General features: G+C 66.3%; 23 protein-coding genes. 4 read left to right on the forward strand and 19 right to left on the reverse strand.

Translation table 11 applies throughout. The features are described 5' to 3' along the window. The first annotated feature begins 6 nt into the window (after positions 1-6). Positions 7-837: an HpcH/HpaI aldolase/citrate lyase family protein gene (locus Q7514_RS03060; protein WP_330131767.1), complete on the forward strand. Its 831-nt coding sequence runs from the start codon at positions 7-9 to the stop codon at positions 835-837. Here the strand turns inward: Q7514_RS03060 and Q7514_RS03065 are convergent. The 6 genes from Q7514_RS03065 to rpsB form a co-directional block, all read right to left on the reverse strand. Continuing rightward, positions 815-1,537: a class I SAM-dependent methyltransferase gene (locus tag Q7514_RS03065; protein WP_330131768.1), complete on the reverse strand. Its 723-nt coding sequence runs from the start codon at positions 1,535-1,537 to the stop codon at positions 815-817. The two genes, Q7514_RS03060 and Q7514_RS03065, sit on opposite strands and share 23 nt — an antisense overlap. Before the next feature lie 52 nt (positions 1,538-1,589). Continuing rightward, positions 1,590-2,525, reverse strand: coding sequence for a phosphatidate cytidylyltransferase (locus tag Q7514_RS03070; RefSeq protein ID WP_330131769.1), 936 nt, complete (start codon positions 2,523-2,525; stop codon positions 1,590-1,592). Positions 2,526-2,527: 2 nt separating this feature from the next. Then, positions 2,528-3,085, reverse strand: coding sequence for a ribosome recycling factor (gene frr / locus Q7514_RS03075; RefSeq protein WP_054719480.1), 558 nt, complete (start codon positions 3,083-3,085; stop codon positions 2,528-2,530). 28 nt (positions 3,086-3,113) lie between these two features. Next, the gene (gene pyrH, locus Q7514_RS03080; protein WP_132470557.1) at positions 3,114-3,842 is read right to left on the reverse strand and encodes a UMP kinase; all 729 of its coding nucleotides are present in this window, start codon (positions 3,840-3,842) and stop codon (positions 3,114-3,116) included. Between the two features lie 177 nt (positions 3,843-4,019). Further along, the gene (gene tsf, locus Q7514_RS03085; RefSeq protein ID WP_330131770.1) at positions 4,020-4,844 is read right to left on the reverse strand and encodes a translation elongation factor Ts; all 825 of its coding nucleotides are present in this window, start codon (positions 4,842-4,844) and stop codon (positions 4,020-4,022) included. Between the two features lie 132 nt (positions 4,845-4,976). Continuing rightward, complete coding sequence (rpsB, locus tag Q7514_RS03090; RefSeq protein WP_330131771.1) at positions 4,977-5,804, reverse strand: 30S ribosomal protein S2; 828 nt, start codon at positions 5,802-5,804, stop codon at positions 4,977-4,979. A gap of 321 nt (positions 5,805-6,125) precedes the next feature. Here rpsB and Q7514_RS03095 point away from each other — a divergent pair, with 321 nt between their 5' ends. Then, positions 6,126-6,608: a M23 family metallopeptidase gene (locus tag Q7514_RS03095; RefSeq protein ID WP_330131772.1), complete on the forward strand. Its 483-nt coding sequence runs from the start codon at positions 6,126-6,128 to the stop codon at positions 6,606-6,608. A gap of 40 nt (positions 6,609-6,648) precedes the next feature. On the opposite strand, the gene Q7514_RS03100 is transcribed toward Q7514_RS03095, so the two are convergent. The 3 genes from Q7514_RS03100 to Q7514_RS03110 all read right to left on the reverse strand — a co-directional run bounded on the left by Q7514_RS03100 (position 6,649) and on the right by Q7514_RS03110 (position 9,281). Next, positions 6,649-7,638 (reverse strand): MinD/ParA family ATP-binding protein, encoded by a 990-nt coding sequence (locus Q7514_RS03100; RefSeq protein WP_330132005.1) that lies wholly within the window; start codon positions 7,636-7,638, stop codon positions 6,649-6,651. A 271-nt stretch (positions 7,639-7,909) separates the two neighbouring features. Further along, positions 7,910-8,197 (reverse strand): hypothetical protein, encoded by a 288-nt coding sequence (locus Q7514_RS03105; protein WP_330131773.1) that lies wholly within the window; start codon positions 8,195-8,197, stop codon positions 7,910-7,912. A gap of 115 nt (positions 8,198-8,312) precedes the next feature. Continuing rightward, positions 8,313-9,281: a tyrosine recombinase XerC gene (locus Q7514_RS03110; protein WP_330131774.1), complete on the reverse strand. Its 969-nt coding sequence runs from the start codon at positions 9,279-9,281 to the stop codon at positions 8,313-8,315. Positions 9,282-9,368: 87 nt separating this feature from the next. Here Q7514_RS03110 and Q7514_RS03115 point away from each other — a divergent pair, with 87 nt between their 5' ends. Further along, positions 9,369-10,532: a multidrug effflux MFS transporter gene (locus Q7514_RS03115; protein ID WP_330132006.1), complete on the forward strand. Its 1,164-nt coding sequence runs from the start codon at positions 9,369-9,371 to the stop codon at positions 10,530-10,532. 19 nt (positions 10,533-10,551) lie between these two features. On the opposite strand, the gene Q7514_RS03120 is transcribed toward Q7514_RS03115, so the two are convergent. Then, on the reverse strand, positions 10,552-11,334 hold the full coding sequence (locus tag Q7514_RS03120; protein ID WP_330131775.1) for a siderophore-interacting protein: 783 nt from the start codon (positions 11,332-11,334) through the stop codon (positions 10,552-10,554). A gap of 96 nt (positions 11,335-11,430) precedes the next feature. On the opposite strand from Q7514_RS03120, the gene Q7514_RS03125 reads away from it, so the two are divergent. Next, a complete protein-coding gene (locus Q7514_RS03125; RefSeq protein ID WP_330131776.1) occupies positions 11,431-11,709 on the forward strand; it encodes a DUF6953 family protein in 279 nt (92 codons plus the stop codon). A gap of 76 nt (positions 11,710-11,785) precedes the next feature. Here the strand turns inward: Q7514_RS03125 and dprA are convergent, their stop codons facing one another. From dprA to Q7514_RS03170, 9 genes are all read right to left on the reverse strand, one after another. Continuing rightward, positions 11,786-12,961 (reverse strand): DNA-processing protein DprA, encoded by a 1,176-nt coding sequence (gene dprA, locus Q7514_RS03130; RefSeq protein ID WP_330131777.1) that lies wholly within the window; start codon positions 12,959-12,961, stop codon positions 11,786-11,788. Then, complete coding sequence (locus tag Q7514_RS03135) at positions 12,958-14,466, reverse strand: YifB family Mg chelatase-like AAA ATPase (RefSeq protein ID WP_330131778.1); 1,509 nt, start codon at positions 14,464-14,466, stop codon at positions 12,958-12,960. Before Q7514_RS03135 ends, dprA begins: the two co-directional genes overlap by 4 nt. After that, a complete protein-coding gene (locus Q7514_RS03140; RefSeq protein WP_330131779.1) occupies positions 14,466-14,822 on the reverse strand; it encodes a YraN family protein in 357 nt (118 codons plus the stop codon). Before Q7514_RS03140 ends, Q7514_RS03135 begins: the two co-directional genes overlap by 1 nt. A gap of 171 nt (positions 14,823-14,993) precedes the next feature. Continuing rightward, on the reverse strand, positions 14,994-15,308 hold the full coding sequence (locus Q7514_RS03145; RefSeq protein WP_006550963.1) for a DUF2469 domain-containing protein: 315 nt from the start codon (positions 15,306-15,308) through the stop codon (positions 14,994-14,996). 37 nt (positions 15,309-15,345) lie between these two features. Next, positions 15,346-16,044, reverse strand: a complete 699-nt coding sequence (locus Q7514_RS03150; RefSeq protein ID WP_330131781.1) for a ribonuclease HII — start codon at positions 16,042-16,044, stop codon at positions 15,346-15,348. Continuing rightward, complete coding sequence (gene lepB / locus Q7514_RS03155) at positions 16,041-16,781, reverse strand: signal peptidase I (RefSeq protein ID WP_330132007.1); 741 nt, start codon at positions 16,779-16,781, stop codon at positions 16,041-16,043. The genes Q7514_RS03150 and lepB overlap by 4 nt, the downstream gene beginning before the upstream one ends. 187 nt (positions 16,782-16,968) lie before the next feature. After that, the gene (gene rplS, locus Q7514_RS03160) at positions 16,969-17,310 is read right to left on the reverse strand and encodes a 50S ribosomal protein L19 (protein WP_054715236.1); all 342 of its coding nucleotides are present in this window, start codon (positions 17,308-17,310) and stop codon (positions 16,969-16,971) included. Between the two features lie 83 nt (positions 17,311-17,393). Then, positions 17,394-18,302 (reverse strand): hypothetical protein, encoded by a 909-nt coding sequence (locus Q7514_RS03165; RefSeq protein ID WP_330131782.1) that lies wholly within the window; start codon positions 18,300-18,302, stop codon positions 17,394-17,396. Positions 18,303-18,437: 135 nt separating this feature from the next. Next, on the reverse strand, positions 18,438-20,816 hold the full coding sequence (locus tag Q7514_RS03170; protein WP_330131783.1) for a Tex family protein: 2,379 nt from the start codon (positions 20,814-20,816) through the stop codon (positions 18,438-18,440). Positions 20,817-20,938 lie beyond the last annotated feature (122 nt).

Raw genomic sequence — 20,938 nt, forward strand, 5'->3', positions numbered from 1 at the left:
CGAATCATGACCCCCCGTATTGCTCCCGAGTTCGCCCGATCCTGGCTTCTTGTTCCCGGCAATGCTCCCGAACGATTCGAGCCTACGGCCGCCTCCCCCGCCGATGCCGTGGTGCTCGATCTCGAGGACGCTGTCCCTGCCGAGGACAAGGCAGCCGCCCGGGCAGGAGTCGTCGAGTGGCTGCGAGGCGGCGGCAGGGCGTGGGTCCGCATCAACGACACCACCACGTCGCACTGGTGCGACGACGTCGACGCCCTCGCGGGCGTGCCCGGCCTCGAAGGGGTCATGCTCGCGAAAGCCGAAAGTGGGCAGCAGGTGGACGCCACCACCGACGCCCTGCCGGACGGCACCAGAATACTCGTGTTGATCGAATCGGCGATGGGGCTCGAGGCAGCACCGGAAATCGCCCGTGCCGAAGGTGTGTTCCGGCTGGTGTTCGGCAGCGGCGACTTCCGTCGCGACACCGGGATGAGCGCATCACCACTGGCCATGGCATATCCACGTTCGCGCCTGGTCGTCACAAGCCGGGCCGCGCGGCTCCCCGGGCCGATCGACGGACCGTCCCTGACCGACGATCCCACCCTCCTCGAGCAGGAGGCGCAGCTGACACAGTCGATGGGCATGACGGGGAAGCTGTGCATGACCCCCGATCGAGCGCGGTTCCCCAATGCGGCGCTGAGCCCCAGCACCGACGACATCGACTGGGCCCACACCGTCATCGACCGTCTCGGCGAGGACGGACACGGCGTCAAGGATGGGAGCGATCTACCGAAGCTGGCGCGGGCGAAGAAGATCAAGGAACTCGCCCGGGTGTTCAATCTGCAGGGGACCCACTGAACCCGCCCACTTCGATACCGCGCGGCTTGCGCCGGATGTGAAGGCGGTAGCGCACCGCCAAAGTCGTTCCGGGCGTCTCCCGGATCGCGCGCGCCGCCACCTTCGGACCGAACTCGATTCCGAGGACACGCTCGAGGGTGCCACGGTCCGGGAAGTTCCATTCGGTGTCGATCCGCCGAAGTGAGAATCCCTGGGCGTCGAAGAACGCCTCGACGACACGAGGGCGGTAATGCGGGAGATCGGCAAGCATCCATTCGCCGTACGGGTGCGCCGTAGCGTCGAGATCGATGATCGCGAGTGCTCCGCCCGGGCGCAGGACCCTCAACGCTTCGGTGATGCCGGCGCCGCAGCCCGGACCGAAGAAGTACGCCGTCCGTGCGTGCACGAGATCCACGGACTCGTCCGGCAGCGGCATGTGCGCGGCGGATCCCGGCAGGACCCGGACCGTATCGAGGTGACCAACCCGTCGTCGAGCCGCTTCGGCGAGCGGCGGGTGAGGTTCGACCCCTATCACCGACCGGGCCGTCTTCGCGAACATGCCGAGGTGGAAACCGGTGCCACACCCGACGTCGACCACGTCGAGCCCGGCCCAGTCGGTGTCTACCCGCAGCGCTGAATACACGGCGCTGTGGGTGTCCTGTGCGCGGTTCTCCTGTTCGTACACCTCCGGCCAGTGCCAGATGTTGGGGCTGGCGATCACGCCCCTCTCGTCTCCTCGATGCTCGCCCATCGTCCGGACCTGTGAGCCCGGCCTACACGAAGATCGTGAGGATCAGCCAGGTCACGAATGCCGACGGGAGGATCGAGTCGAGTCGGTCCATGATGCCGCCGTGGCCGGGAAGGAGCGTGCCCATGTCCTTGATACCGAGGTCGCGCTTGACCTGCGACTCGATGAGGTCGCCGGCAGTGGCCGTCAACACGAGGACGACGCCGAGGAGCGCACCGATCCACCACTGTCCATCGAGCAGGAACACGACGGTGAGTATTCCGACCGCCACGCACGCGACCAGGGATCCGCCGAATCCTTCCCACGACTTCTTGGGGCTGATCGCGGGTGCCATGGTGTGCTTGCCGAACAGCACACCGGCAGCATAACCGCCGATGTCCGAGGCCACGCACACGAGCATCAGGCAGAACACCCGTGCGGCACCTTGGTCCTCGAGGACCATCAGGGTTGCGAAGGACGCGAGCAGCGGTAGCCACGCCGCGGTGAACACCGCGACCGCCGTGTCGCGCAGGTAGTTGTGTGGTTGCGCGGCCAGACCGTGGTCGAACAGTCGCCACAGCATGGTCACCACCACTGTCCCCGCGAATGCTCCGAGGACACCGGTGGCTCCGTAGGGCCAGCCCAGCCAGATGATCGCCTGCCCTCCGAGGAGCAGCGGGAGACGCGGCACGAGCACGCTCGCTTCACGCAGCCGCTTGGTGACCTCCCACGTAGCGATCGCGATCGCTGCCGCAACCACACCGAGCCAGGCGGTGGGAGCGAACAGCAGGATCGCGATCACGAGCGCGCCCAGACCGGCCCCGACCGCTATGGCTGCAGGAAGGTTCCGGCCCGCGCGTGACGTCTTGGCGGGCGGTGTCGCGTCGTCGGGTGGTGATGCTGCGTCGGCAGCAGTGACGTCGGAGGTATCTCCGGCGCCGAGTGGAAGCTGCGGGTCGGAGGACCCGTCGGCTCTGCCCACCGTCAGACCTCCATCAGCTCGGCTTCCTTGTGCTTGACCAGCTCGTCGATCTGCGCCACGTACTTGGCTGTGGTCTTGTCGAGCTCCTTCTCCGCGCGCCCGACCTCGTCCTCGCCCGCCTCGCCGTCCTTCTGGATGCGACCGAGTTCCTCCATCGCCTTGCGTCGAACATTCCGCAAGGCCACCTTGGAATCTTCGCCCTTGGCCTTCGCCTGCTTGACGAGTTCGCGGCGGCGTTCTTCGGTGAGCTGCGGCACTGAGATGCGGATGATGTTGCCGTCGTTGGTGGGGTTGACCCCGAGATCGGAGTTACGAATCGCGGTCTCGATCGCACCGAGCTGCGATGCCTCGTAGGGCTTGATGATGACCATCCGGGCCTCGGGCACGTTGATGCTGGCGATCTGCGTCACGGGGGTGGGCGATCCGTAGTAGTCGACGACGATCCGGTTGAACATTCCCGCGTTCGCGCGGCCGGTGCGGATACCGCCGAGATCGTCCTTGGCCACCGTGATGGCCTTCTCCATCTTCTCCTCGGCCTCGAAGAGAGCTTCATCGATCACGGCAGTTCCTCCATGTTCCATTGTCCAATCATGACCGTACGAGCGTTCCGATCTTCTCACCGGCCACGGCACGAGCGATATTGCCCTTGGTCAGCAGATTGAAGACCATGATCGGCATGGCGTTGTCCATGCACAGGCTGAACGCGGTCGCGTCCGCGACCTTGAGGCCGTTCTCGATGACCTCGCGATGGGTGACCTCCTCGTACAACTCGGCATCGGGATCGATGCGAGGGTCCGCGGAGTAGATGCCGTCGACGGCCTTGGCCATCAGAACGACGTCGGCGCCGATCTCCAGGGCGCGTTGCGCCGCGGTGGTATCGGTCGAGAAGTAGGGCATTCCCATACCGGCACCGAAGATGACGACCCGGCCCTTCTCGAGGTGGCGCCGCGCACGAAGTGGCAGGTAGGGCTCGGCGACCTGACCCATCGTGATCGCCGTCTGGACACGGGTGTCGATGCCCTGCTTCTCGAGGAAATCCTGGAGCGCCAGGGAGTTCATGACGGTTCCGAGCATGCCCATGTAGTCCGAGCGAGCACGCTCGAGTCCGCGCTGCTGCAGTTCAGCGCCGCGGAAGAAGTTGCCACCACCGATGACCACGGCGACCTCGACACCGCTACGCACGACCTCGGCGATCTGTTGAGCGACGGTCGTCACGACATCGGGATCGAGTCCGACCTTGCCGCCACCGAACATCTCGCCGCCGAGTTTGAGAAGCACCCGGCGGAAACCGGGCCGATCGTGGGCATGCTCGGACATGACTCTCCTCTGGTTGCGCATGAATCGGCCCTTTCATCCTGCCTCATCCACCCGGTGGAACCGAGACCGGGAGCGAGGCGACACGCCATCGGTGACCGCCGGATGCTGATCACCTGGAGGCGTCGGACACACCACGACCCCGCCGGCAACAGCCGACGGGGTCGATCGATCTGTGGACTAGCTGGCGCCGACCTCGAACCGCACGAAGCGGGTCACGGTGGCTCCGGCCTCGTCGAGAATCGCCTTGACGGTCTTCTTCGAATCCGTCACCGACGACTGCTCGAGGAGCACGACGTCCTTGAAGTAGCCGTTCACGCGGCCTTCGACGATCTTCGGCAGAGCCTGCTCCGGCTTGCCTTCCGCCTTGGCGGTCTCCTCGGCGATACGACGCTCGCCCGCGACGACGTCCTCGGGAACCTCGTCGCGGGTGGTGTACTTCGCCTTGAGAGCAGCGACCTGCATAGCAGCGCTCTTGGCAGCCTCGGCTGCGGCGTCGCCCTCACCGGTGTACTCGACGAGCACGCCGACGGCGGGGGGCAGGTCCGATGCACGCTTGTGCAGGTAGACCGACACCTGGCCGTCGAATGCTGCGACGCGCCGGATCTCGAGCTTCTCACCGATCTTGGCGGAGAGCTCCTGAACCAGGGCGTCCACGGTCTTGCCGTCGATCTCGACGGCTTTGAGCGCCTCGACGTCGGCCGGGCGGGCCTCCGCAGCGGCAGCGACGATCGTGTTTGCGAGAGCCTGGAACTCGTCGTTCTTCGCGACGAAGTCGGTCTCGGAGTTCAGCTCGACCAGAACGCCGTCCTTGGCGACGACGAGGCCTTCTGCGGTGGAGCGCTCGGCGCGCTTGCCCACATCCTTGGCGCCCTTGATGCGCAGCTGCTCGACGGCCTTGTCGAAGTCGCCGTCGTTGTCGGCGAGAGCATTCTTGCAGTCCAGCATTCCGGAGCCGGTGAGCTCGCGGAGACGCTTGACATCAGCGGCGGTGTAGTTCGCCATCTTGAGCGGGCCTCCTGTGTCTGTGGTGAAAAGTCTCGGGTGCGGATGGCGCCGCGTGTGTGCGGGCCGGGCCGCGATGCAACGGCCCCGACCATGATCTCTCGATCGTCCGGTCGGGGCCGTGCAAACGGATCAGGCCTCGGGGGCTGCGTCCGCGGCGGGCGCTTCCGCTTCGCCGGTGGAGGCGGCCTGCGCGAGCAGCTCCTGCTCCCACTCGGGCAGCGGCTCTGCGGCTGCTGCCTCGGGCTTGGCGTCGGCGTCGGTGTTCTTGCCGGCGCGAGCCTGGAGGCCCTCGGCGACTGCGGACGCGACGACCTTGGTCAGCAGCGCCGCGGAGCGGATCGCATCGTCGTTGCCCGGGATCGGGAAGTCGACGAGGTCCGGATCGCAGTTGGTGTCCAGGATTGCGACGACCGGGATGTTCAGCTTGCGAGCCTCACCGACAGCGATGTGCTCCTTGTTGGTGTCGACGACCCACACGGCCGACGGAACCTTGGCCATGTCGCGGATGCCGCCGAGGGTCCGGTCGAGCTTGTTCATCTCACGCGTGAGCATGAGGATTTCCTTCTTGGTGCGACCCTCGAAACCACCGGTCTGCTCCATGGCCTCCAGCTCCTTCAGGCGCTGCAGGCGCTTGTGGACGGTGGAGAAGTTGGTGAGCATGCCGCCGAGCCAACGCTGGTTCACGTACGGCATGCCGACGCGGGTGGCCTCTTCGGCGATGGATTCCTGAGCCTGCTTCTTGGTGCCGACGAACAGGATCGTTCCACCGTGAGCGACGGTCTCCTTGACGAACTCGTACGCCTTGTCGATGTACGTCAGGGTCTGCTGCAGGTCGATGATGTAGATACCGTTGCGGTCGGTGAAGATGAACCGCTTCATCTTCGGGTTCCAGCGACGAGTCTGGTGTCCGAAGTGGGCGCCGCTGTCGAGCAGCTGCCTCATGGTTACGACAGCCATGGCTGTTGTCTCTCTTTCATGTCGGTTGCTGCGGATGATCTTGCGATCCCCGCCCTGGCGCCCGCATGCCCGTCGACCCTTGCGGGACCGGCGACGGCCATCTACGGTGCATCCGTATAGACGGAATTGCACCGACGCGCGGACGCGCGAAGTCGATCTGCGAACACAGACCGCTCGACAAGCATACGACCCGGACGCCTCGAACTGCCAACCGCCTCGTCAGAACGGTCTCTTCATCCGGTCCTGTGGACAACCGCAAAGTTGTCCACATTCGTCGATTCGGGGTATCGCGGCGGTCTCCCGGCGGCAAGTGTGGGACGCATGCGATTTCCCGTACTCGCGTTACTGACGACTCTCGTGTTCCTCATGGGTACTGGGCCTGCAGCCGCGGACAACACTTTCGTCTGGCCTCTCGAACCGCGTCCGGCGGTGACCCGGCCGTTCGATCCACCCGAGCAGAATTGGCTGCCCGGTCACCGCGGTGTCGATCTCGCGGCACATGCTGGACAGACAGTGTTCGCGGCCGGCGACGGGATCGTCGTGTTCGCCGGAACCGTCGCGGGGAAGCCCGTCGTGTCGATCGACCATCCGGGTGGCCTGCGCACCACCTACGAACCCGTGGCCGCGACGGTGGCGACGGGCCGCCGGATCTCCGCCGGCGACCCGCTGGGCACAGTGGAAGCGGGACACGAGGGCTGCCCCGTCGAGGCGTGCCTGCATTGGGGCCTGCGCCGCGACCGCGACAGCTATCTGGATCCGCTTCCCCTCGTCGAGCGCACGGTGATCCGACTCGAACCGGTGTGACGTCGATGGTGGTGGTGCGCAGTCCAGCGGTATGTCCTCGTCACCACTGCGCGGAATGCCGACCGGTCAGAACCGGGAAATCATCGGCGACCATGGCCGCGAGCTCGGCGAACGCCCGTCGGGTCGCGGGGCGCAGCAGGTCCAGGTCGATCTCGGCTCCCTCCGCCAGGTGCTCGTCGAACGGCACCACCTGCACCGCGCGGCAGCGCGCGAGGAAGTGCGCGGTCAACGCACCGAGGTCGATATTGGAGGTTCCCGGTCGCGGCGAACTGATCACCACGACCGTACGGTCGACGAGGTCGCTGTACCCGTGATGCTCGAGCCAGTCCAGTGTCGCGGCGGCGCTGCGAGCACCATCGACAGCCGGGGACCCGACGAGTACGAGAGCGTTCGCCAGGTCGAGCACACCTTTCATCGCGGAGTGCATGATGCCGGTTCCGCAGTCGGTGAGAATGATGTTGTAGTAAACCTGCAGGATTTCGATGACGCGGCGATAGTCGTCCTCGCTGAACGCCTCCGACACCGCCGGATCACGTTCACTGGCAAGCACTTCGAGCCGACTCGGAGCCTGCGACGTGTGAGCGCGCACATCCGAATAGCGCTCGATCCGATCCGCAACCGCGATCAGATCCCGCACCGTCGACTGCGTCTGCTCCGGAATCCGCTGCGCGAGCGTTCCGAAATCCGGGTTGGCGTCGACAGCGATCACACAGTCACCTCGCATCGACGCGAAGGTCGAGCCGAGCCCGATCGTCGTCGTGGTCTTTCCGACACCGCCTTTGAGTGAGAGCACCGCAATGCGGTAGTCGCCGCCGATCGGCTGGCGGATGCGTGCGACGAGATCGTCGTGGTGCGCGTCGTCGGAGGATTCTCCGGGGTCGAACAGTCCCCCGGTGAGCCGATGCACACCGCGCCGCCACCCGCGGCTCGGCGCACGCCGGGAACGACGGACGAGCACCCCCGACGCGAGGTCGAGGTTCGACGGTTGATGGTCCGGCGCCGTCGTAGCGCGCGGAGCCGGATCGTGCATGACATCCCGATCAGGGCCTTCGACAGGAGCGGGATCGGGTTCGCGAACGGGCGACGGTGCGTGGACTGCCTCCGTTTCGACAGCATGCTCCGATTCCGGCAGAGGCTCGGCCTCGGCCACTGGCTCGCGCGCGGGCGCGGGCGCCGGTTCGGGATCAGGCACCGGTTCAGGCGCCGGCTCCGGGTCTGGCGCGGGCTCAGGCAGAACTGCGAGTTCCTGCACAACGTCTACGGGCTGCGGCTCTACGGACTCCGGCTCTACCGGCTGCGGATCACATGCAACCGGAATGATCGAAAACGGTACCGACGCCGGCGGCGCGATCGAGGCCGGTGTCGATGAGATCGGTGCTGCGGCGGGAGGGACCGGCGTTGCGCCGGACGGAGCCGAGAGCGCTGTAACGGAGCGTGCGGGCGCTGCGGTCTCCACCGGGGCCGCCGGCCGTCCAGTCTGCGGCGCGGGATCCGCGGTGTGCTGTTCCGCCGCGCGTGCAGCACTGCGGCGCAGACCACGTCGCGGCGTGACCGGCGCCGGCCGAACCTCGGGTTCGTCCTGCAACCACGCAGGCAGCGCATGGTTCGACTCGTCACGTGTCATCAGATCCCCCCGAAATCCCCCACTGTCGATCGGCTGGACGCTACCAAAGCGGACTGAGCTGCGTACACCTCAGGCGCAGCTCAGGCACGAGGGTGCGCCTGCTCGTGGACCGCACGCAGCCGCGCGACCGACACATGGGTGTACAGCTGAGTGGTCGCGAGACTCGAATGACCGAGGACCTCCTGGACGACGCGCAGATCGGCGCCGCCTTCGAGCAGGTGGGTCGCTGCAGTGTGTCGCAACCCGTGCGGCGCGAGATCAGGTGCTCCGGGAACAGCCTCGACCGCCTCGTGCACCACCGTGCGTACCTGCCGTTGTCCGATGCGCCCGCCACGCTTTCCGAGGAGCAGCGCCGGCCCGGACGCCGCTGTCACCAGGGCCGGCCGGCCGATGGCAACCCACCGTTCCAGCGCATCCGCGGCGGGCGCCCCGTAGGGCACCGTTCGTTCCTTGTCGCCTTTGCCCAGCACACGCACGACACGCCGCTCGGAGTCCACGCCGTCGAGGTCGAGCCCGCACAGTTCCCCGACCCGGATGCCGGTCGCGTAGAGCAGTTCGACGATCACGCGGTCTCGTAGCGCAACCGGGTGTTCCTCCCGAGCGCCGGACTCCGCAGCCACCATCACTTCCGACGCCTGCTCGGCGTGCAGAACCGTGGGCAATGTCCGGTGTGCTCCTGCCGATGCCAGGCGTGTTCCGGGGTCGTGTTCTGCGCGTCCCGAGCGGACCAGCCAGGAGGTGAAAGTCCGGACCGACGACGTGCGTCGCGCGATCGTGCTGCGCGCAGCACCGGAGGCCACCTGCCGAGCGAGCCATGCCCGCAGAGTCCCGAGGTCGATATCGGACACCTGCGCGTCCGGCCTTCCGTCTGCGAGGTGAGTGAGCAACGAACGCACGTCCGTCGTGTACGCGCGGACTGTATGCGCCGACCGGTTCGACTGCAATGTCAGATGCTCAGCGAAATCCTCGACATGGACGGCGAGCGCGGGAGGCAGCGCCGATGCCGGACCTGTGGGGCCGGGTGCTCGACGCCGTCGATCATGGTCCATGCGCACCACCGTGCGCGGTGTTCCGGATCCATGCAAGCCAACGCGCCTCGATAGTGTTCGTTCGTGAGCAAAACAATCTCTTGGCCGATGTTGTGCGCACTGGCGCTACTGTCGGCCACAGCGCCGCTGGCAACGGATATGTATCTTCCCGGTCTGCCGATCATGTCCGAGAGTCTCGGAACCTCGACCGTCGGCATTCAGCTCACGCTCACGACGTTCATGGCAGGCCTGGGCATCGGCCAGCTGGTCACCGGTCCCCTCTCCGACGGGTGGGGCCGCCGTCGCCTACTCATCATCGGCACCATCGTGCTTGCGGCGAGTAGCGCTGTGTGCGCGCTTGCACCGACGGTCGAGGTCCTGATCGGAGCACGCGCGATTCAGGGCTTCAGCGGGGGTATCGGTATCGTGCTCGCCCGCGCGGTCATCGCGGACCGCACGAGCGGCCACGAATCTGCTCGCTTGTTCAGCTTCATGATGATCATCGGCGGCATCGCACCCATTGCCGCGCCCGTCATCGGTGGTGCACTTCTCGACCCCATCGGATGGCGCGGCATTTTCTGGGTCCTGACCGGCGCCTCCATCGCGATGCTCGCCGGGGTTCTCGTATTCATCCCCGAAACACTGCCACCCGAAAAACGTCACGGCGGCGGATTCGCAGCGCTAGCGGGCAACTTCGGCTACGTCCTCGGCAACCGCCGGTTCATCGGGTACGCCGCGTCGTTCGCACTCGGCTTCGGCGCGATGTTCGCGTACATCTCGGCGTCGCCGTTCGTGGTGCAGAACGTACTGGGAATGTCCGCCACGCAATTCTCGCTGGTCTTCGCAGCGAACTCGGTGGGATTGGTGACCGCGAACATCATCAACACCCGGCTGATCGGCCGGTTCGAGGTGCGGTCCCTTCTACTGTTCGGTGTCACCCTCATGTCGACCGCGGGAACACTGCTGCTCGTCAGCACAGTGATTCTCGGCGCTCACCGCTGGCTCCTGCTGCCGCTGCTGTTCGCCGTCGTGTTCAGCCTCGGATTCACGATGGGCAATTCCACAGCTCTCGGTCAGGGCGAAGTGCCGTCGGCAGCCGGCACCGGCTCGGCAATCATGGGCGCGTCCCAATTCGGCCTCGCCGCGATCGTCTCGCCACTGGTCGGGTTGGGTGGAGAGGGCACCGCCGCTCCCATGGCGATCGCGATCGTCGTGTCGGCGGGGCTCGCGATGACCGCGTTGCTCACGCTCACCCGCGTGCCCCGCACCTGACCGCCGGAAGGATTCGACTCTAGCCGGCGTCGACTTCGGCGAGTTCTCGCTTCCAGGTGCGGAAGCCTTCCTCGGTCCTGCCACGACGCCAGTAACCGGAGATCGACGCGCGCGCCGGTTTCACTCCCCGTTCCTTACGCAGGTAGGGGCGGATGTGCTTCATGACGGTTTCCGCCTCGCCGTGCACGAACACCTGGACGTCGCCGTCGGGCCACGGCAGTGCCCGCACCGCAGCGACGAGCGGTGCATTGCCGTCGATCCGGTCCTGGCCGGCATCGCCGGCCGCGACACCACGATGGAGCCACGTCACGGTCACCCCGGACGGTGCCTCGAGTTCGAGCTCGTCGGTTCCGCCGGCCACCTCGATGAACGCTGCTCCGGCAGCATCGGCCGGGAGGGATTCGAGTGCCGCGGCGATCGCGGGGACAGCTGTTTCGTCGCCCGCCAACAGGTGGAAGTCCGCCGCCGGATCGGGCAGGTAGCCTGCTCCGGGACCTCGCAGCACAACCTCGGTTCCGGGTTGGACGGAGCGCGCCCACGGCCCCGCGACCCCCTCGTCGCCGTGGACGACGAAGTCGATCCAGATCTCCTCGGCGTCGGGGTCGACACGGCGCACCGTGTAGGTACGCAGCACAGTGTCGTCACCCGCCTGGAGTTCGATCTTGACGTAGCTGTCGGTTTCGGGTCGAGGAGTGAAGTCGGCGAACCCGTCACCTCCCAGCACCACACGAACGAAATGCTCGGACACAACCTCCGTGCGCAGAACTGTCAACGTTGTCGATTGCGGACCCTTGGGTGCCACCCTGCCTCCTTATTAGGATTGCCTTCCTTCAGGGACACTACCCGTTGTTCGACGTCAGGCGCAGTGGCCCGATGTCGTCCGACTACGCTCGAGACCATGAGTACCAGTGCGTCCGACATTGCCACCTGGATGGTCGACATCATCACCACCGAACACCGCGTCGGTCAGGCCGACATGGTCGACGCCATCGAATCCAAGTTCGGGTCGGAATGGATCTATGTGGGCGACAGCGGTCACCCGTCGATCGATCGGGCCGTCCTCAAGGAATTCCGCAAGGCCCACCGCGGCGCCGTGAAGTGGCATCGTGAGGATCTCGCCTGGTACATCGACGACGAACCCGAAGCCGACCCGGCCGAACCCTCGGCGGCAGAATAGTTCACCTGCACGTAGAGGTCGTGCTCTCCGACAGGGCATGATTTCCGACCGTTCCACCGGCGGAAGATGAACATCGTCACCTGCCCGCGACGCGCGACCAGCCGTCCTCGTCACGCTGGACGAGTCCTTCCATCTCGAGCAGCGGTAGCGCCGCACGCACGCGGTCGACCGAGACGCCCGCGGATTCTGCGGCCGCGATCGGCTCACACGCATCTGTCGCAGGCAAGGCCTCGTAGACGAGTGCCAGGTCGCCCGAGAGCCCGTCGAGTGCGCGCACGAACTGGGCATCCCGGTCGTCGTCGACTCCGAGAAGTGGACCGCATTCCTCGACGATGTCCCGCGCATTGCCGACCAGCCGCGCTTCGCCCTCGCGAATCATGCGGTGGCATCCCTGGGACGCCGCCGAGGTGACCGGCCCGGGCACCGCCATCACCGGTCTGCCGAACCGGCGAGCCCACGCTGCCGTGTTGCGGGCGCCGCTGCGCCACCCCGCCTCTACGACAACAGTCCCTCCGGACAGTGCCGCGATGAGCCGATTACGCGCCAGGAATCGATAACGCGCGGGGACGGTGCCGGGTGAGTATTCACTGATCACCAGGCCGGATTCGGAGATGCCTCGCAGGAGTTTCGCGTGCGCGGCAGGATAGGCCCGGTCCACACCGCACGCGAGTATCGCAACGGTTGTTCCTCCGACCCCGAGAGCAGCGCGATGTGCCGCGGCATCGATCCCGAATGCTGCTCCGGAGACCACCGTCCACCCGTCGACGGCGAGGTCGCCCGTGATCTCCGCCGTCACGTGTTCGCCGTATCCGCTGGCAGCGCGGGTGCCGACGATCCCGATGGCACGTTCGACGAGTTCGTCGAGCCGCCGCTGCCCCCATACCCACAGCGCCAGCGGCGGCCCTTCCGCGTCGGTGGCCGTGTCCAGTTGATCGAACCCGAGCATCTGCCACGCGGGCCACTCTTCGTCGTCCGGGGTGATGAGGCGTCCGCCTGCCCGGTCGAGCCGCTCCAGATCGGCGGCAGCCGTGTCGAGGTGGGCGCGTGGCCCGAGTTTCGCGGTGAGTTCGGCACCCGCCGAACCTTTCCGCGCAGCGTCTGCTACCTCGACGACTCCATGCTCGGCGATGGCCGCGGACACCGTCCGCGAGGCGCCTTGGGTTACCGCCGAAAGATATGCCCACGCGTGCCGTCTCTCGTCTGCCTTCGGTGCCTCGTTCACGGATGGTCCGCTGGTGGTACGACCGGTCATGCGGCACCGCGATCCCGGAAGTCGAGCGCGGCGGCCACGTGGATCTCTGTCGGCCGCGACTCCCCCTCCAAATCGCACAGTGTCCAAGCGACTCTCAGTGCTCTGTCCGCCCCACGAGCGGTGATCGCCCCCTTTCGCAAGGCCCACTCCACCGGTTTCACTACGGTGGCCGGCAACCGGAATTTCTGGCGCAGGGCCGGCCCCGGAACCTCCGCGTTCGTCGCCCACCCGAATTCCTTCCACCGCTCCGCGGCAGCGGCACGCGCAGTCGCGACTCGGGTCCGTACGTCGTCGGTGCTTTCCCCTGCGTCCCCCATCAGCGCGCTCGTCGCGACGGATTGCATCCGTACCCGTAGATCGATACGGTCGAGCAACGGACCCGACAGTCGCCCGAGATACCGCCGCCGCGCAGTGGGCACGCACACGCAATCGGCGTCGCGAGCCGGCGCGCACGGGCAAGGGTTCGCTGCCAGGACCAACTGAAATCGGGCAGGATATCGGGCCACGCCGTCTCGACGGGCGATACGTACTTCTCCGTCTTCGAGCGGTGTTCGTAACGCTTCGAGAGTCTTCGTTCCCATCTCGGCGACTTCGTCGAGGAACAGCACCCCACGGTGTGCACGGCTGACCGCCCCCGGTGTAGCCATGCCCGTCCCGCCACCGATGAGCGAGGCCACCGTCGCGGTGTGATGTGGCGCGATGAACGGCGGTTCCGTGACCAGGGGGCGGTCCGAGGTGAGGGTCCCCGCGACCGAATGGACGGCAGTCACCTCGAGAGCATGGGTTTCGCTCAGCTCGGGAAGTATTCCCGGAAGACGCTGGGCGAGCATTGTCTTTCCGATCCCCGGCGGACCTGTGAGCATGAGGTGATGCGCGCCCGCCGCGGCAACTTCGATCGCGCGCCGCGCCTCGTGTTGTCCGACGACCTCGCTGAGGTCCGCACGCAGAGTTCGCGGAGGAGCCGCCCGGGGATCGGGGCGTTCGAGCGGTCCGTCGCCTTGCAGCCACAGCACCACGTCGCGCAGGTTGTCAGCGCCGTACACATCGATTCCTGCGACGAGCGACGCCTCGGTCATCATCACGGTGGGCACCACGACTCGCGACCATCCGTAGTTCTTCGCCGTGACTACGGCGGGCAGGACTCCTCGGATCGGCCGCAACCGGCCGTCGAGCGCGAGTTCGCCCAGCAGGATCGTCTTCGTCATCGCTTCGAGCGGTACGACATCGGCGGCGTTGAGCACCGCGCACGCGAGGGCAAGATCGTAAACACTGCCTACCTTGGGCAGTGTCGCGGGCGACAGCGCCAGGACCACCTTCGAATCCGGCCATTTTCCACCGGAGTTCGACACCGCGGCGCGTACGCGGTCACGCGATTCCTGCAGTGCCGTGTCGGGCAGGCCGACCATTTTCACACCCGGCAATCCCCCGCCGATGTCGGCTTCGATCTCGACGACGTGGCCGTCGACACCCGCCACGGCCACCGACCATGCCTTTCCCAGCGCCATCAGAGCACCTGCTTGCGGTGAGTGATCTCGGGAGCATTTCCCCGAACCAGCACGACCGTGACGACGTCGATGCGAATCCGGTCCCATCGGCGGTCCTGGTCGGCGAGCCACAGTCCGGCCAGGCGCCGCAGCCGCTCCGCCTTCGTACGTGTGACGGCTTCGGCGGGTGTGCCGTAACCGAGCCCGGTTCTGGTCTTGACCTCCACGAACACGAGGACTGCGCCGTCCTGCGCGATCAGGTCCAGCTCGCCGTACCGGCACCGCCAGTTGCGTTCGAGCACCACCATCCCCGTGGACTCGAGGTGTTCGGCCGCGAGTTCCTCACCGTGGATCCCCACTTCTTGATTTCGTCCCATCCCTGCTCCTCCTCCCTGCGTGCACACACTGTGCAGCAGGGCGGCCGGCTGAATGGGGCTTCGGTGCCCGACAGAGGAAATCTGTGGATGAAACGACCAGGTGTGGACAATCGCCGGCGCGTCGGCCGGCGCGCGGCAGCCCTGTCCGAGGCTTTCGCTAAGGTGCGGGGCTCATCCGAGCTTGTCGGGCAGACGGAGTTCGGGCTTGTCGAGCTCTTCGATGTTGACGTCCTTGAACGTGATCACCCGGACATGCTTGACGAACCGCGCCGGGCGGTACATGTCCCAGACCCATGCGTCCGACATCCGAACCTCGAAATACACCTCACCGTTGGCATTGTGCGGAAGCAACTCGACGGCGTTGGCGAGATAGAAGCGCCGCTCGGTTTCGACGACGTAGGCGAACTGACCGACGATGTCCCGGTACTCCCGGTACAGCGAGAGTTCCATCTCGGTTTCGTACTTCTCGAGATCCTCGGCACTCATCGGTCTCGGTGTCCTCCCACTCTGGTGTGTTCTGTCATCATCCCGCATCCACTCCGGCACCGACGAGTCGGCGTCGGAACGGTGCTTCGCCGCACGCTGCGGCAACGTTCGCCCATGATCTCCGATGCTCGGGTGACAGGCCGAGTTCGCGCAGTGCGGCCATGTGCACCGCTGTGCTGTAGCCCTTGTGTATCGCGAAACCGTACCCCGGATACGTTCGATCGAGCCCGACCATGATCCGGTCGCGGGTCACCTTTGCCAGCACGCTCGCCGCGGCGATGCACGACGCAGCGCCGTCGCCGCCGATCACCGGCAGCGACGGCGCCGGCAGACCTGGGACCCGGAATCCGTCGGTGAGAACGTATCCGGGTGCGAGCGACAATCCTGCGACGGCACGCCGCATCCCCTCGATGTTGGCCACGTGGATACCGATGGCATCGACTTCGGCGGCCGGCACCTCCACCACGCTCCACGCCAGTGCACGACGCACGATGGCGTCGTAGAGCTCTTCACGGGTCTTCTCGGTCAGCTTCTTCGAATCGTCCAGGCGATCCAGCGATCGGTGCGGCTTCGGTTCCAGGATGCAGGCGGCGATGACCAGCGGACCGGCACACGGCCCGCGACCGGCTTCGTCGACACCCGCTACTGGGCCGAGCCCGCATCGCAGCAGCGTCGATTCCATCGTCCGTAGACCCGATGATCGGCGGATCACCGGTCGCGGTGGCCAAGTACTCACGAAGGCATGATCTCCGGGGAATCGATGAGGCCCCATCGGCCGGGGGGCAGCACGATGAAGCGCGCCTTTCCGATCACATTCTCCAACGGAATGGACCCTTGATGCTCGTCGCCGACGTGATAGCGCGAGTCCGCGGAGTTGCTGCGGTTGTCGCCCATCACCCACACGTGCCCCTCGGGCACAGTGACAGGACCGAAGCAGCGTCCGGACGGCACCTCGGTGTCGCACGTGACGACACCGGGTGTGAACGGGTAGTCCATCTTCACGTAGGGCTCGTCGATCGGTTGCCCGTCGACGAGGATGCGGCCCTGGTCGTCGCAGCATTCGACGGTCTGTCCGCCCACCGCGATGACACGCTTGACGAGATCGTTCTCGTCCGGCGGGACCAGCCCGACGAGCGAACCGACTTCCTGGATCCCGCGGAGGACAGGGTTCTCGGAGCGTGTCGAGGCATATCCCTCGGACCACGAATCGGGCCCCTTGAACACGATGACGTCTCCGGGGCGCGGATCACCGAATCGGTAGCCGATCTTCTCGACGACGATGCGGTCACCGGTGCAGCCCGGACACCCGTGCAGTGTCGGTTCCATCGATTCGGACGGAATCAGGTACACGCGGGCAACGAAGGTCTGGAGGAGAAAACTCAGCGCGAGGGCGACGACGATGAGAATCGGGAGTTCACGCCAGAACGACTTCTGCTTCTTCGTCTTCTTCGTGGGGGCGCTGTCGTCGGTCAGGTCGTCCGGTTCCTCTCTCCTGTGGTGAGCACCGCGCGTCCGGTTGTGAGCCGAGAGTCGGTCGTCGCCATGTCGGTTCGCGTCCGGCCCGGCCGGTTCGTGCGGTGAATCTGCCACTCGAACAGACTAGCCCGGCCCGGATGCGAATCCGGGCCGGGCCAGTGAGTATGTCGTCAGGCAGCGACGATCAGCGCTTTTCCTTGATCTTCGCAGCCTTGCCACGCAGCTCGCGCAGGTAGTACAGCTTCGCGCGACGGACGTCGCCGCGGGTGAGGACGTCGATCTTCGCGAGGTTCGGGCTGTGCACCGGGAAGGTGCGCTCGACACCGACGCCGAACGAGATCTTGCGGACGGTGAAGGTCTCGCGGATGCCGCCGCCCTGGCGACGAATCACGACGCCCTTGAAGACCTGCACACGCTCCTTCGAGCCCTCGATAACCTTGACGTGCACGTCGAGCGTGTCGCCGGGGCGGAAGTTCGGAATGTCGTCGCGCAGCGACTTTGCGTCCAAAAAGTCCAGGGTGTTCATCGGTGTTCTATCCTCTTGTTCGCTCGAGCAGAGGAACCTGGCGGCGACCGCCGTGAGGCGGGCTCGACCGGTTCGTGCCCAGGTCAGGTAGGCGTGCCCGAACGGGGCAACCCGTCTATAGTGCCAGACTCCACCGGGTTGGGTGAAATCACGGGTGCCGGAGCCGCGTGGACCGTCCTGTCGAGGACGGCCTCCGCAGCGATTCGCGAATGCTCCACACTCCCGAGCACCGCTTCCAGGGTCGGGGCACCCGCGACGAGATCCTGTACGAAGATCTTCGCTCGGATCACCGGTCTGCGGAACCGGCGTTCACGCGCGATCGCACGGGTCATCTTCCGTGTCTTCCCCTGGTAGCGCCAGCGAGCCCACGGCGCCCCGGGCCGCGACAGACGCGCCGCACCGACCCAGAGCAACGGGACCACGAACAGTCCCACCAGGCCGGTCCAGATCTTGCCCTTGGCGAGCACCACGCCTGCGAGAAGCAGATTCACGAGAACCGATACCACCAGAACGAACCGGTTCACCCAGTCTCCACCGTCGTCGAAGTTGGTGAGGTCGACGAGATCGAGGGGTTGCAGGCCGAGCATGAGCATTCCGGTCACGGCGATGGCGACGAACACCGCGTCGACGGAGACCCGTCCCTCTTCCTCCCAATACACGTCGTGGAGATAGAAGATGAGCGCGAACTCGTCGAGAGTCAAGGCAGCTCCCACCCCGAACAGTGCGGCGAAGACGGCAACGAGGGTCCTGGTGCCCACCTCGTACACCGAGATGAGACCGCCACCGGCGATGACCATCGTGACGACCCCGAACACCATGTGGTGCACGTGCAGCCCACCGGGCGTGATGTTGCCGGGCCACCACCGCACCTTCGCCCGGATCATCCGGACGCTGATGCGAATGAAGACGAAAGCCACGACGAAGCCCAGGAGGAAGCACAACAGCGGCAGGCGCCCCTGGTCGATGATCTCGGCTCGAAGCCAGTTCATCATCGCGGCCCCGTAGTCCTCATCATGACACTGCCCGAGACGACCCTGCCCGAGCTTCGCGACCGTGAAACCCGCACGTGTTCCAGCATCCCAGGCGCCGGTCGCTCGCGATGCGATACGACCGGCACCCGTGGACGGTTACTTGCCGAAACCGGCGCGACGTAGAGCGTCGGCCATCGATCCACTGGCGGGAGCAGCTTCGGGACGCCGGCCTTGCTTGCCACCGCCCTGCCTGCCACCGCCTTGCTTGCCGCCACCCTGCCCACGGCCCTGTCCACCGCCGCTGCCCCGCTGACCGCGAGGTGCAGGCCGGGATCCGCCCTGGCGACCACCGCGCGCGGTGGTGCCATCACTGTCCGTTCCTGACGGGATCTCGTCGTCGAGGCGCAGCGTGAGGCTGATGCGCTGTCGCGGAACATCGACATCGAGGACCTTGACCTTGACGACCTCACCCGACTTCACGACATCGTGGGGATCCTGGACGAAGCTGCGCGACATCGCCGAGACGTGCACGAGTCCGTCCTGGTGAACTCCGACGTCCACGAACGCGCCGAAGGCGGCGACGTTCGTGACGACCCCCTCGAGCACCATGCCCGGTGCCAGGTCGCCGACCTTCTCGATTCCCGCGGCGAAAGTCGCGGTCTTGAACTCGGGGCGCGGATCACGACCCGGCTTCTCGAGTTCGCTGATGATGTCGGTGACGGTGGGAAGACCGAACTTGTCGTCGACGAACTCCTCCGCCCGCAACTTGGAGAGCAGAGCAGAGCTGCCGATCAGTTCGAGGACTCCGGTGCCGCTGCGGTCGACGATCCGCCGGACCACCGGGTAGGCCTCGGGGTGCACCGCGGACTCGTCGAGCGGGTCGTCGCCGCCTGGGATGCGAAGGAAACCTGCGCACTGCTCGAAGGCCTTCGGGCCGAGCCGCGCGACATCCTTGAGGGCCTTGCGGGTGCGGAAGGGGCCGTTCTGGTCGCGGTGGGTGACGATGCTCTCGGCGAGTGATCCGGTGATGCCCGAGACGCGGGACAGCAAGGGCACCGAGGCGGTGTTGACGTCGACTCCGACTGCGTTCACCGCATCTTCGACAACCGCACCGAGCGACCGGGCGAGCATCGTCTCGGAGACGTCGTGCTGGTACTGCCCGACACCGATCGACTTGGGGTCGATCTTGACGAGCTCGGCGAGCGGATCCTGCAGGCGTCGTGCGATCGAGACCGCACCGCGGATCGATACGTCCAGGTCAGGAAGTTCCTGCGATGCGTAGGCGGACGCCGAATAGACCGACGCCCCGGCTTCCGACACCACGATCTTGGTCACGCCGGTGACACCGGACTCGGCGATCAGCTCTGCGGCAAGAGCGTCCGTCTCGCGGGAGGCGGTGCCGTTGCCGATCGCGATGAGTTCGACACCATGCTCGGCCACCAGAGTCGCGAGGGTCGCGAGCGCCTGGTCGTGCTTGTTGTGCGGCTGGTGCGGGTAGATCGTCGTGTGGTCGACGACCTTGCCCGTCGCATCGACGACGGCGACCTTGGTGCCCGTACGGAAACCGGGGTCGAGGCCCATCGTGGGGCGGCTTCCGGCCGGCGCTGCCAGCAACAGGTCGCGTAGGTTCGCGGCGAACACGTCGACGGCGTCGCTCTCGGCGGACTGCTTGAGCCGCATCCGGACGTCGACACCCATCGAGACCTGCAGCCTGGTGCGCCACGCCCAACGGACGGTGTCGAGCAGCCAGCGGTCGGCCACGCGCCCCTGATCGGCGATCCCGAAACGGCCGGCGATCCGGCCTTCGTAGTACGACGGTGTTCCGGGTTCCTGCTCTTCGAGGTCCGGCTCCAGGGACAGGCTGAGAACTTCTTCCTTCTCGCCGCGTAGAACGGCGAGGATACGGTGCGACGGCAGGTCGGCGAACGGCTCCGAGAATTCGAAGTAGTCGGCGAACTTCGCGCCGTCGGTTTCCTTTCCGGGCCGCACCGTGGACTTCAGGCCGCCACGACTCCACATGGCCTCACGCAGCTCACCGACGAGGTCGGCGTCCTCGGCGAAGCGTTCGACGAGGATGGCCCGGGCACCGTCGAGCTGTTCGGCGCTGTACTGCGCGGGATCGGTGGTCGGGTCGCCGATCAGTGCGTCGGCGACGGGCTCGTGCCCGGCCTCACGGGCGATCTGGGCCTTCGTGCGGCGTTTGGGCTTGTAGGGCAGGTAGATGTCTTCGAGCCGGGCCTTCGTCTCAGCAAGCATGATCTGTCCGCGGAGCTCGTCGTCGAGCTTGCCCTGCTCTTCGATCGACTCGAGGATCGCAGCGCGGCGTTCGTCGAGTTCGCGAAGATACCTCAAGCGCTCTTCGAGGGTGCGGAGCTGGGCGTCGTCGAGCCCGCCGGTGACCTCCTTGCGGTAGCGCGCGACGAAGGGCACGGTCGCGCCGCCATCGAGCAGTTCCACCGCCGCAGCCACCTGGTTTTCGCGGACGTCGAGTTCGTCGGCGATGCGCCGGTTCACGGTGTCGAGTTGGGTCGTCACGACGATCGACCCTACCTTTATCCTTTCGTATGTTCCCCGTGGTGCCTCGAGCACCTGTTCTCCGGGACCCCGAACTTCGACCACCGGCGCGCTGCGCGTCGCACAATGGAATACAGGAGTGT

This window comes from Rhodococcus artemisiae (assembly GCF_036327795.1).
Classification (GTDB): Bacteria; Actinomycetota; Actinomycetes; order Mycobacteriales; family Mycobacteriaceae; genus Rhodococcus; species Rhodococcus artemisiae.